General features: G+C 45.0%; 11 protein-coding genes. All 11 read right to left on the bottom strand.

Translation table 11 applies throughout. From position 1 onward, the window contains the following. Positions 1–30 precede the first annotated feature (30 nt). A complete protein-coding gene (locus tag AC1DLM_RS00545) occupies positions 31–1,548 on the bottom strand; it encodes an extracellular solute-binding protein (protein ID WP_477568747.1) in 1,518 nt (505 codons plus the stop codon). A gap of 59 nt (positions 1,549–1,607) precedes the next feature. Then, on the bottom strand, positions 1,608–2,489 hold the full coding sequence (locus AC1DLM_RS00540) for a carbohydrate ABC transporter permease (RefSeq protein ID WP_441987564.1): 882 nt from the start codon (positions 2,487–2,489) through the stop codon (positions 1,608–1,610). A gap of 13 nt (positions 2,490–2,502) precedes the next feature. Continuing rightward, positions 2,503–3,438 carry an ABC transporter permease gene (locus tag AC1DLM_RS00535; protein ID WP_477569054.1) on the bottom strand — a complete coding sequence of 312 codons (936 nt, stop codon included), beginning with the start codon at positions 3,436–3,438 and terminating at the stop codon, positions 2,503–2,505. A 328-nt stretch (positions 3,439–3,766) separates the two neighbouring features. Next, a complete protein-coding gene (locus AC1DLM_RS00530; RefSeq protein WP_477568746.1) occupies positions 3,767–4,531 on the bottom strand; it encodes a Rossmann-fold NAD(P)-binding domain-containing protein in 765 nt (254 codons plus the stop codon). 54 nt (positions 4,532–4,585) lie between these two features. Further along, complete coding sequence (locus AC1DLM_RS00525) at positions 4,586–5,509, bottom strand: FTR1 family iron permease (protein WP_441987562.1); 924 nt, start codon at positions 5,507–5,509, stop codon at positions 4,586–4,588. Positions 5,510–5,598: 89 nt separating this feature from the next. Then, positions 5,599–7,089: a copper amine oxidase N-terminal domain-containing protein gene (locus tag AC1DLM_RS00520; protein WP_477568745.1), complete on the bottom strand. Its 1,491-nt coding sequence runs from the start codon at positions 7,087–7,089 to the stop codon at positions 5,599–5,601. 47 nt (positions 7,090–7,136) lie between these two features. After that, the gene (locus AC1DLM_RS00515; protein WP_441987560.1) at positions 7,137–8,177 is read right to left on the bottom strand and encodes a hypothetical protein; all 1,041 of its coding nucleotides are present in this window, start codon (positions 8,175–8,177) and stop codon (positions 7,137–7,139) included. A gap of 125 nt (positions 8,178–8,302) precedes the next feature. Continuing rightward, positions 8,303–9,832, bottom strand: a complete 1,530-nt coding sequence (locus AC1DLM_RS00510) for a hypothetical protein (RefSeq protein WP_477568744.1) — start codon at positions 9,830–9,832, stop codon at positions 8,303–8,305. Next, a complete protein-coding gene (locus AC1DLM_RS00505; protein WP_441987558.1) occupies positions 9,829–10,578 on the bottom strand; it encodes a glycosyltransferase family 2 protein in 750 nt (249 codons plus the stop codon). Before AC1DLM_RS00505 ends, AC1DLM_RS00510 begins: the two co-directional genes overlap by 4 nt. Then, positions 10,571–12,031 carry an alkaline phosphatase family protein gene (locus tag AC1DLM_RS00500; protein WP_477568743.1) on the bottom strand — a complete coding sequence of 487 codons (1,461 nt, stop codon included), beginning with the start codon at positions 12,029–12,031 and terminating at the stop codon, positions 10,571–10,573. Before AC1DLM_RS00500 ends, AC1DLM_RS00505 begins: the two co-directional genes overlap by 8 nt. Position 12,032: 1 nt before the next feature. Further along, positions 12,033–13,001, bottom strand: coding sequence for a lysylphosphatidylglycerol synthase transmembrane domain-containing protein (locus tag AC1DLM_RS00495; protein WP_441987556.1), 969 nt, complete (start codon positions 12,999–13,001; stop codon positions 12,033–12,035). Between the last annotated feature and the right edge of the window lie 137 nt (positions 13,002–13,138).

Raw genomic sequence — 13,138 nt, 5'->3', positions numbered from 1 at the left:
GTCTCTCAGACTCGATATTTATGGACCACTCTATTTTTTCTGCTTAGCGTATTCTGCCGTGTACTCAGCAATGACCTTCTCGCCGCCTGCTTTCATCCATTTATCGAGCTCGGCCTGCCAGCCAGCATCGTCGATTTTACCCATAATGTATTTGGTTTGGGCATCACGAATCATGTTATCGAGCTCAACGCCTTTTTCAGCGTAGGTCTTCGAATTAAATGTCTGGGCCACATTCGGAACGACGCTTTTCAGATTATCCTGAGCGATCTTCGAACCTTTTGCCTGCAGCTCGTTTTGCTTCAACGGAAGTCCTTTTCCTGCTGTTTCAAATGACGGCAAGCTATCACGGTACGGTTTAACCTCAAGGTTGAACAGTGTCAAATCTTTAATTTGACCCTTGCCATCCTCTGTTTTGGTAAAGTGTTTGCCTTCAACCCCTCTTGTCAGCAGCGTTGACATTTCAGCATCTAGCAGCTTATCGAAGAAGCCTAATAGGCGCTTCAGTTCCGCTTCCGTCTTCACGCTTGATTTAGGGAATAGGAAGAAACCGTTGTTTCCAGACTCAGCCGGAACTTTAAGTCCTGATGGACCTTCAAAGGGCACGACATCCACAACCGCGCTTGGCGTTGATTTCGAAACATTATCAGCAGAAAGTGCAGCAGCTGTTGCTACGGTATTAACACGGATACCGACTTTACCCGCATTCCATTTGTTATCAGAATCTGCCGTTTGCACAATGGAGAAATCCTGATTAATTAATTTCTCAGTATACAAACGTTTCAATAACTTCAAGGAGTCCATGTATGGCTTCGTCATAAATTCAGCTACGACTTTACCATTTTCAACCCCCCATTTATTAGGTGCGCCATTCGGAACCGATAGACGAGTTAAAAAACTGCTGCTAAGCACTGGATCGTTATAGTTTTTATCCAAGAAGAAGCCGTAAGTATCTGCTTGACCATTCTTATCAGGATCTTTTTCTGCCACTGTTTTCGCCATGTTGTACCAATCGTCTAGTGTAACCGGAGGCTTTAAGCCGAGCCCACTAAACCAGTCTTTACGATAAATAATTCCTGCACGTCCAATGTCTCGGTATAACGGCAGCCCGTACAATTTACCATCCACTTTAATGTTGTCGTAGTACATCGGACTAAGCTCGGATAAATTTTTGTAATCCTTCAATAAAGGGCCAATTTCCCAGAATAGACCGGACTGGATGGCATTTAGGGTCGAAGCGTTAGCTTTTACTTTAAAAGCTTTCGGCATTTCGCTAGAAGCAATCATGATGTTCTTCTTGTCTTCAAAAGCAGCATCTGGAATCCATTGAATATCAATTTTGGCATTCGTATATTTCTCTATCGCAAGCTCAATATCGCTGCCCTTTTTAGGCGCTTCCCCTACCTGCGGCGTAGCAATGGTTACCTCTAGTGGTGTGTTATCCACCGTTTTTTCTTCTTTCTTCGGATCTGTGCTGTTTCCACAACCTGCAAGTGTACCTGTTGTCAACGCGATGGAGCAAAGTAAAGCCATATACCTTTTTTTCATCATTCTTACCCCTCCATGATTATGAATAATATGGTACATATGCAAAGATGAACCCTTATAGGTTATCCCTTTACCGAACCTAATAAAACGCCTTTCGCGAAATGCTTCTGTAAGAATGGATAGACGAGAACTATCGGTATTGTCGCGACGACAATCGAAGCCATCCGAATCGTTTGAGGCAAATAATCCGTCGGATCGGACTGTGAGGTCGAATCGCCAATTTTATCTTGAGACATGAGCACAATTTGCCTAAGCACAACCTGTACGGGCCATTTCTCAGAATCGTTGATATAAATGACGGCATGGAAGAACGTATTCCAATGTCCCACAGCGTAAAACAGTCCGAAAGTCGCCATAGCTGGCATGGACAAGGGTAACACGATTCTGAATAAAGTCCCGATATCGTTGCAGCCGTCAATTCTCGCAGCATCTTCCAATCCATCTGGAATTTGCTGAAAAAAGTTTTTTAGAACGATTAAGTTAAATGCACTAATGGCTGTTGGAATCATAAGAGACCAATACGAATTAATTAGACCAACCGATTTGACGACGAAATAGGTCGGAATCATACCGCCACTGAAAAGCATCGTAATGAGGATTAATAGCATAAAGGTTTTACGCCCACGCAACGTGGCCCGAGCCAATGGATACGCTGTAAACGAGGTGAGTATGAGATTGATCAATGTTCCTAAAACGGTTACATATATCGATACTCCGATACTTCTAATCATGGTGTCTGTTGAAAAAATGTATTTATACGCGCTAAACGTAAATTTGGTAGGTATCAAGAGCAATCCGCCTTTGACAACCTCTGAAGGGGCTGCAAAGGATACCGAAACAATATAGACAAACGGTATAATCGTAATCAAGGAAACAAGAGTTAGTAAGGCATAGTTAACCCAATCAAATATTTTATTGCTTAATGTATTGTCATTCGTTGGCATTTGATTACACCTCCTAGTAAACGCCTTCTTCGCCAAACTTCTTCGCTAGCTTGTTCGCACCGAGGACAAGTATCAGCCCCACTAACGATTTGAACAAACCAACTGCAGCACTGTAACTATATTGCGCCTGTGTCAAACCCTTCATATACACATAGGTATCGAACACTTCGCCCACTTCACGGTTCATCGAGTTCAACATCAGGAAGATATGTTCAAAGCCTGTATCCAGGAAACTTCCCAAACGTAGAATAAACAGGATTACAATCGTACTGCGGATCGCAGGTATCGTAATATGCCAGAGTTGACGCCAGCGACCAGCCCCATCCATCCGAGCAGCCTCATATAATTGCAAGTCGACCCCAGACAAAGCAGCTAAGAAGATAATCGTCCCCCAACCTGCCTCTTTCCAAATCGATTGCGCAATAATCATGGGTCTAAACCATTCTTCGCTTAGCATAAAAGGGATTTTCTCAATCCCGAATTGTGCCAGCAACTCATTAACGACGCCACCCTCTGTCGTAAATAACACATAAAATATACCTACAGCAACTACCCACGAAATGAAATGCGGTAAATAGAGCAATGTTTGGACGATTCGTTTGAACATCTCTCTTCGCGCTTCATTAATCATAAGAGCTAATAGGATCGGAAGTGGAAAAAAGAAGACTAAATTATAGATAGCTAACAACAAAGTATTTCGAAATAGTGACCAGAATTGGGGCTCCATAAAAAATCGTTCAAAATGTTTAAAGCCAACCCATGGACTGTTTATAAATCCGGTAAAAGGCTTGTAGTCCTGAAACGCCATGACCAGACCAAGCATCGGAACATATTTGAATACGACAAAATATAAGATCCCGGGAAACAAAAGTAGATACATCCATCGATCTCTTAAGAGATCTCGCACTAGCTGTGATCGTTTAAATGAGCTTAATCGAGCTCTTTGCATTTGTGCTTCCAAGGGTTGCGGCACTCGACTTCCTCCTGACTGGTATGTGTTTGGCTTCCCTCGTATCATAAGTTATGAAATGAATATCAGGCTATCGTACTCATTTAACTTCTTTTACTCAACCTTGAAAACCCTTACATGACGGGCGTTTAGCGGATGTGTAACCTTCAAGTAATCATTCTTTGCTGTCATCGTAATGATTTAGCTTTTAGCTTCATTCCGTTATTGCACAAAAAAGCCCAGTAAATTAACTATCTAATTTACTGGGCTTCGTTATGAACTTTTCCGGTAGTATAGCATTAATTATGTGAAGTTCTCCTTCATTTCTCTACTCATTCAAATCCCGAAGTCGATTGTTTTTCTGCTGTACCGTTCTCATTAGATCGACGTTAACATCCTTATCCTCAGCGAAGCTGATGAGTGCGTTAACATCTTTCGGCAGGCATTTGCCGCCATAACCGCGATTATCCTCATAGACAAATGTATGACTTCGCCCGATTCGAGGGTCCTCGAGCCAAACTTCACGCAATTCATTGTAATCAATGCCGTAAGCACCAGCGATATCATAAAACTCATTGCAAAATGACACCTTCAGCGCAAGGAAGCAATTCTCCATGTACTTCGCCATTTCCGCTGTACGAGCATCTGTCAACCGTATTCTCACTTCCGCGTTATACACCTGCTGATACGCACGAACCACAAGGCTAGCATCGGCAGATGCGCCGCCCAGTGTAAGCCATGTACGGTGACGCAAGTCCGCGAAGTGGTGATCCACGGTTTCACCGTAATATTCAGGCTGGAAAACGATTCTCTTCCCTGTTCGTTCCTTCATCTCATCCGTGAAGCCAACTGGTACAGTAGAACGAATAACAATCACTTCAGATGTCAGCCATACAATAACTTCTTCCACAATAGATGTATCGCATTTACCATTCGGAAGCGAGGGTGTCGGAACACAAACGAACACCATGTCACAAGCGTTCACCTCATCTTGGCTGCCCATCTGTAGAGGTCCATCATATATAACAGCMTTGGGAAATAAAGCATGAATCGCTTTGCCTACATGGCCATATCCAACAATTCCTATCTTCATCGTTATCCTCGCTCCTCATGTTGATAATCAATTAACAGTCGTATCTCCTATGTATTACGCGGCCACTTTATCTTCTTGGATCTGTTGCTGTTCCTGACGCTTCTTCTGAACAGCTAGAAGAATGAATACTAAGAAGTAATATCCCCAGTAACCTACGAACTCTTCCAGCGAAGGATTCTGCGTATAACCAAGGAAAGCTTTAAAGAAAATACCGACTTGGCCGTTAATAAGCGGCTCTTTCCCATAATCACGCAGATATTGTACACCGTCAATAGGATGTTCTGGCATAAAGGCTGTAATATTGTAAATTTCACCTATCTGGTGACCAGCTGTTCGATATAGGCTGCCAATAATCCCTAAATCCTGCATAATCCCAATCGCCTGAACAAACAGTCCAGCCGAAATCATCATGAGGAAGACAGCGGTTATCCGGAAGAACGTACTCAAACGAATCTTCTTTGTCCCTTTGAAAAAGAGAAGTCCTACCACTGCGGCTAGCACCAGACCGAATAAAGCTCCCCAGCTTTCAAGCGCTTTCTGAATGTCGCCACCCGTAATAGCAGCGAAGAAGAATACCGTCTCCACGCCTTCACGCACAACAACCAAGAAGGAATGAACAACCATATTAATAGCGCCGCCAATGGTCAATATATGAGCTACCTTGCTCTGAACCTTGCCTTGCATCTCACTGCTTTGTTTGCCCATGAACATAATCATATGTGTCAATAAACCAGATGAGACGAGCATAATCCCGATCTTCAAATAATTCTGACTACCCATACTTGCAAAACCAGTTAATAAAACCTGGAAAGCAAGAGCCAAGCCGTAACTGACAACTATGGCGAAAAACACGCCAACCCATACCCATTTATGCCAATGGATCGCATCAATTCGAGTCAAATAAGTAAGGATGACACCCACAATGAGAATGGCTTCCAGTGCCTCGCGAAACGTAATGAGAAATGCCTGTAAATCCATGATCTGCCTCCTGTTCTCTTTCCTTGCACTGAACATTGAAAAACACTTGTGCTTATACAGCACAAGTGTCTCCCTTCCGAACGAGATGATTAACGAAGAATGATGATATCACCATTTTGATAGAATACGCCATAACTGAACAACTCAGCTACTGCACGCAATGGGATGAATGAACTGCCGTTTTGAAGAACAACCGGCTGATCCAATTTAACTTTCTCGTTTACTTTACCATTCTCAACAACTTGATCGGAACCAGCTTTGATTTCTGTTTTCTTGCCATCTTTCGTGATCACGATCGTTTGCGTTGCTTCAACCCATTCAACTTGCGCATTAATCGCTTGTGCAATAACTCGCACCGGCACTAACGTACGGCCGCTTTCTTGATTAACGAACGGAGCATTCTCAGCTGTGAAAGCAGCGCCATTTACTTTATATCCTTTGTCATTCACTTTTAAGCTGGAACCATCTTTGTCAACGAGGAATTTTACGATGTCAAAGATAGCTGCGTTCGTAGCTGCTGCATCGGATTTATCAACAGCTTCATTTAACTTCGTAGCTGCAACACTTGCAGCTGCAAATTTCTCTTTACCCAAGAACACTTCTTGGCTAGCAAGGAACATGGTACCTTCAGCAACATATCCGCGTGCACCTTGTAGGTCACCAGCTTCTTGTTTAACTAGAATTTGGTTAAGATATTCAGATACTTTACCGATCATCGTACGTTGAAGGGCATCGCCGATTTCAGCTTGTTTGATTTTGCTAGCATCACCTGAAGCGAAGGCATTCTTCACGAAGTCAGCATCAGAAGGGCTTCCACCTTTGAGGTATGTATAAACAGGCATGTAGAGGAAGTAACCTTCTGTGATTGCTTTGGATTGGTCAGCTGCCGCAGCCAAACCAACATTTTCAGCATATGTATATGTTGCAAGCGCGTAGTTTTTGATCAATGTTTTGTCAAGAATTTGACGGTGGAAGTTAAAGTCATTCACGTTGTTGTCTTTGATATCTTTTTGGATTAGCTCAATTGTTGCTTTCAAAAGTGGTACCATGTTCAAGTTATACTTCGTATCACGTTTTACAACGTTAGCTTGCAGAGCACCTTCATAAATTTGAACGACTTTATCGAAAGCAGCCGTCGCTCCAGCGATGTCGCCTTTCGTCAATGCAGGACGTACTTGGTTGCTCATCAAATCACGAAGTGCGAAGAAGTAATACCATTGCAAACCTTTATCGATTGCTTCATTCGCTGGACCTACTGGCAAGTCACCTTTAATGGCAGCATCCAAAATAAGCAAGATGTTAGCATCCATTTTAGGATCATCTGCTTTGATGTTGACATCCAGACGTTTAACATCGGTTTGGAATTTATCTACATATAATTTCTTAATATCAGCAAGAACGGCTTTATCGGTTTTATCTGTGAAGAGTGCTTTAATATCCGAGAAAGATTTAAGGCTAGCGGAGATCGTTTGATCTTCTTTGATTTGGAATTTCGTTTCTGCAAAAGCAACGGATGAAACAGTAACAACACTAGATAGAGCGATTGAAGCACTTAATACGACAGATAGAAATTTACGCATGATAATTTTCTCCTCTATTCATCTCAATTTTTAGGTTGACCTAACGGTTAAATCCACTTTCTTTTGCGAGCAAACCATACGGCCCCGCCCAGTATAACGATAACTCCACCAATCACGGACACGCTGACCCACGGATTCGTTTTGTCTGTGCGTTGCATAGGTGCATGAGCGGCTGCTTCTTTCGCAGGCTCAGCTTTCACAGCTGTGCTAGCTGTCTCCGTAGCTTTAGCAGGTGCTTCTACTGTTGCAGTAGGATTAGCAGCTTCGGTAGTCGGTGTTGGACTTGGACTCGCTGATGCTGATGCAGACGGTTCAGGAGAACTTGTCGCAACTGTTGCCGTTGCGTCTGGTGCCTTCGTCTCTGCTGGTTTGGCATCCGTTGTTGCAGCAGGCTGTTCTTGCTTAGGGCTAACTTCCGCCTTCACAACGGGGTCTGTCTTTGTCGTCTCTACCGGCTTGACAGTAGGCGTCGGTGTACTTGTGGCAACTGGTGCTGGTGCACTGTAAGCTTTATAAGGAAATAGCGGCTTTACCTTACCAAAAATAAAATCAACCTTTTCCTTAAATACAGCAGGCTGCACGGGTTTCTTCCCAACGCCGAACAATCCTGGATTACCCAGTGCTTCCAAAGCAGCATCAAATGCTTTATCAATTTCCGCTTTACCTGATCCCATGTAAGGCTCTAGGGAATCATAGGTTGCCTTGGCCTTAGCCAACAGAAGTTTTGCTTCCGCATAGTCAGAAATACCTTGCCCAGCATAGGTAAAGCGACGATCTAAGTTCATAACCAGGACAGCTTTGAAATTAGCAATGACTAATTTATTATCCTTCGCCTGGAAATTTGCATCTAATGTCTTACCGACCTCTTCACCAAAGTGTGCTACAAGTTCTGCTCTTCGCTCTTTGTAGGCACCTTCGGCTGCTCCCCAATCATTCGCACCCTCGCCAATACTGGTTTGCACCAGTTTAAAGGTTTCTGCTACATCTTCGGTATTCGCATCACCATAAGAGTAGGCCAGCGCGGAAGTCGGCAGGATTAATAATGCCGCAAACACAAGAGTCAATCCGGCTAGTAGCCATCTTTTCATAACTTCACCTCTGCAATGAATTTGATTCTCAATGTCATTGATAATGATAATCATTGTCCATTTTTATGTCAACCTTTATTTTACAATTTGATCACACATTGTTCATCGTCCGTTCATAGTGGTAACTAACGAACCCATTCAAATAAAGTCACGTGTCCATAGGCAGGGTCAAACAACGTATCGGATGTAAACTCGGCAATCTGTTTTAAATGCGATTCCACCGATTTCCCTTGAGCCGCAAAACCTTGCACAACATGATCGGTTAGAAAAACGCGTCGTTCCGAATTGGCTCCTGCCAATGATTGAAAATACCCATACGTATAGATGCGCTCATGTTCGTAATCTGCTTGTAAGTACTGTAKGACTCTCGTTTCTTCCCATGTAAATAGAATGAGTGGCTCATGCAAGCTACTCAGATAGTCATGCAGCTGATAAATCGCTGGTTCGTCCAAAGCCTGCCTTTTTAATAGCTGCGAGCCATAGAAAACCTGTACGACGATGAGACTAATGAAGAGCGTGTATAGTAACTTTGGTGCTAGTCTCAACAGACGCGACTTAGGATCTGAGGCCTTCACAGCATCTGCCGTTCGAATGATGTAGACAAACAGGAGGCATAAAATTGGCGAAACCACTGGAACAATATGTCGAGGCTTTTCGATATTTTGACCTATTAACGCCCATACGGAATAAAGAACAGCACAACCGACCAACCAAAGTAAGTAATTCCTGTTCTCTTTATTAAGATGCCCTGTCGATGCGGCGAATCCTCGCACGATCAACGTTATGACAGCCAAAATCGCGAGACTCATACCAATAAGAATGGAACCACCGAAAAGGGCAGAACCTAGCAAATTTTGCCCGAATAGCAGGATGATTCGTTCCCCCATGGGCATCGGCGTTGAGATCACGCCACCGCCCCACTCAGAGAAATGCCCCTCTACAAAAGCTAGGGACAACTTCCAGAAGCCAGCCACATTTCCTTCCGAAAGTACCAAGCCAGCTACCCAAATCAATTGAAACAGCCCTGCTGCCAGAGCTGAACCTCCTACTCGGAGCCATCTCCTCCAACGGGTAGCCCCCTGCTGCCAAAGCGAATACCAGAGGGGAACTAAGGCTAAACCGTAAGGAAAGAAAGATAGGCGTATCCCCATTAAGAAGCTGAACATCAGCAGCGCTAGCCCGTGACGCAGCACAGCGTGCGGACGATCCATCGCAAAGCGGATACTCCAAAGAAACCACCACAGCATGGCCATGCCTGCGCATTCCGACATGGGACGCGAGGACATAAGCCAAATGTAGGGGCTGCTTAAAACGAGTGCGGGCAGCAAAAGGCTCCTGATGCCGCTGCCCGTCAGACGATGTGCTAATAAAAACATAGGAATCGCGGAGCTTAATGCCGCTAAGGTATTGAAGACGGATAAGGCTATAGCGGGATTATTCATCCAGTGGTTAATAAACCAACCACCCAGAATAAAGTAGGGATATCCAGGAAAATGAGGCTGCATGGCCAGTAAATCATACCGATGCAATGCGAGTGTGAAGTCCACCTCGTCCCATGTGCGCACATAAGGACTCGCATATAGCAGACTAAGGCAGATCACACTGGCTATAACCACAGCTGCAAAAAGCGCCATTACTAACGCGTTGCGTGTCATAAGCTCGGTTCATCCCGATGCATTTGGACAGTGGCCTTGCGCTTGCGGGAGACGGGACGTCTCATTTCTTTGTAAATCGCCGGAATTACGGAAGACACATACTGTCTGAACTTGATGAAGGATTGGCCCTTGGTCCGTACTTGGTACGAGATCGGAATCTCCTCTAAACGGTAGCCCTGACGAACCAGATTAATCGTGAGCACCTGGGCGTAATTGTAGTCATGGATAATGACGGCGTTCTCCATGGCATCGCGTGAGAATCCACGCATCCCTGACTGGCCGTCATAAATCCATCTGCGTAGTAAAATCGCCTGCAGCAGGGTAAAGGTATAGTTGCCTAAGCGGCGATGCAACTTCATCCCTTGAATGTGGCCTTTGAAGCGTGAGCCAAAGGTGTAGTCCGCGCGCCCGCTGATAATGGGCGCAAGGACGTCCGGGATTTGCTCCGGCGGATACTCATTATCCGCATCAATCATGATGCCAATGTCGCCGCCGAGCAGGCAGCATTGCTTCAGCCCTTCGCGAACGGCTGCGCCGAGCCCCTGATTGTGCGGAAACGACACAATGTGGTCGGCCCCCGCTTCGCGCGCAACTTGGACGGTGAGGTCCTTAGACCCGTCGTCGATTACGAGTACTTCCACCTCATACTGCGGGTGGAAATCTCTCGGAACGCGGGCAATGACCCCGCTGATATTCTCTTCTTCATTATGTGCAGGCATGAAAACGATGATTTTTTTCTTAGTCATGATGTTTAATAGCCTCCGTTAGAACAGGTCCACGACTATGGCTTGGGAAGGGTGCTCCCAGCAAATAAGCCAGCGTCGGCGCCATAGAGACGAGTGAATGCTTCTCATCAATGCGACGGCCTGCTTCGATGGTTGGACCGTGCAGGAAGAAAGGCACATAACGCTCGCCTTCGTCGAGATGCCCATGTCCGCCAATGCCGTCTGCTTGTCCGTGATCGGCACAGATGATCAGTGTTGTATTCGCCATCATACCGCGCTCTTCGAGCCAACCGACGAACTCTTCAATAAGTTGGTCCGCTTCGGCAATCTTTTGCGTGTAATCATCGTAGAGAACACCTCGGCTGTGACCTGTTTGGTCAACTCCAATTAATTGGGCAACGAGTAGGTCAGGATTTTGCTCTGCCATAATCTTCTTCGCTCGCTCAATGATATTACGATCGGCAACATCGTTGTGCATGACAGCCGTCACACTCTCCACATCGTCTCCCATGGAGTCAATCAAGTGTGCAATGCCCAGCAAGCGACCTTTTTTGCCCACTTTACGCAGGGAATCGAAAATACTCTCAACCCGAATACCCAGCCTCCACACCATATTGGAGCGAATCCCATGCTCACGTGGATATGTACCTGTAAACATCGAGGAGAAGCATACAACGGTACGCGCTGGATATACGGTTTCCATTTGCGCATACTCGGTTCCTTCTGCTCGCAGTTTCTTCATAAATGGGGCATTCGCTTCCTCAAAGCGTTCTTTGCGCATGCCATCCACAACGATAACGATCACATTCTGGTTCAATGCTTTACCGCCTGCTTGTACAGGGCTTGAATCACGTGTATACGTTGGAATTTCAGATGGCTTCCAGTCGAATAAGTTACGGTGCAGAATAAAACTGTAGATCAACAAACCGCCTGCAAATAGCAGCCCTGTACCCACATCAGCCGAAACATCCGCCTCGAATTGACCATAGTAATGACTCCATACAAACAGCAACAGCAGAAACTTAGGCATCTGCTCCTGCGCATTGCCGCTTGTAGAGTCACTATTTTTCAGGACAAGCTTCCAGAAGCGTGTGAAATTCCACCAGGTCGTTCCAATTCGCAAATGGTAGTAAAACGTGCCCCAGAAATAAATCGTAAAGAAATAAAACACCCCTAACGCCAGCACATATAGAGTTAGTTCATTTCGTTCCCAAATAAGAAGTGCGGCAATAAGTGGCAACCATAAATAATTGCGTAAAAAGAGCGGAAAATCGAAGCAATAATATAGTACAAATAGAGGCATGGTTATCACTAGCCCTAGACCCGCCGCGCTCCAAAAGCTAGAATCAGACCATACACCGATATGGTACAGCAGAAAAACGCCGACAACGAAAATTGGTGTAAACGGTTTCCCCTCATTCAATAGGTTCCAACAGCGGGCTGCAACAATCTCAAAAGATGATGCCTTTTTCATATTAATCTTCCTTCCGCACTTTGTTATAGGATTGTGATTTAGTTTGACTTGTGACTCGGCTAATCCAAGCTTTCATTTCTCGAAAGTGCAGCGGCATCCGCAACAAAGAATAGCCACCTAACGCATAGGCAAATAGAAATTTAAACGTATGTGACAATAGCGCCGCTCGATAAGCGTCTTTCCCATCCACACCCAATAAGGCAAGTGAGCCGCTCATCGTACTTTCATAGGTGCCAATGCCCCCTGGTGTAATATGAAAAATTTGCCCAGCAATCGTCATGCTATTGGCCCATACGAGCGAAATGCTTCCTAATTGCACATTAATAATTTGGGAGACTGCGAGAATGACTCCCGCTTCTAGTACCCAACTGAATGTGATGAAGCCCAGAATGGCGAGCCCTTTGCCCGAAAGCATTTTAAGATGAAAATAGGCAGAATGTTTGACGACAAATGGGAATTTGCGAATCACAGGTAAATAATGAGCCGTTGCGAGAATCGCTGTGCCAGAGGCCAGCAGCGTCACCCACATCCAAGAAGAAGGCAGACCCATGCGGACGATACCAATGCCTCCAATGACCGCCAGCACAAGCATATCCAGCAGGCGCATAACCGCTACGGAATGGAGTGCATCCTCCCATGACTTTCCGCCATTTTTCATTAATAGACCGGTTCGAACCCCATCTCCCACCTTGATCGGCAGCACATGGTTTACGAGCAAACTGTAGCTAATCGCATGAAAATAGACCGCGAATTTGACATCTTGTCCCGCGTAAATTCGCCAAGCTGCCGCTTTGAGAAGAAAGGAAACTAGGTATGCGATTACCATAAAGACCAACCACTTGGGCCGGTGGAAGAGCAGCCCTACATCGCGAATCCATTCCTTTGAATCGAACCATTGCCATGTGATAACAATGGAACAAACGACCAGAAAGATCGCTATAGATTGGATCATTCGTTTCTTTGTCAGCATATTTGTTGAGACCTTCTTTGGAATGAAGTTAAATACAAGCATGAGAATGAGAATCATGGTCAGTATAGGTGGTTTACACCTTTACGTCAATCGAAGATTTACCAGAATGCATAAAAAACCTGAGGGCAGCAATTCCT

Source organism: Paenibacillus sp. 01T442 (genome assembly GCF_056398345.1).
Note: the sequence above shows the minus strand (reverse complement) of the source record. Positions and strands in the feature narration are given on the sequence as shown.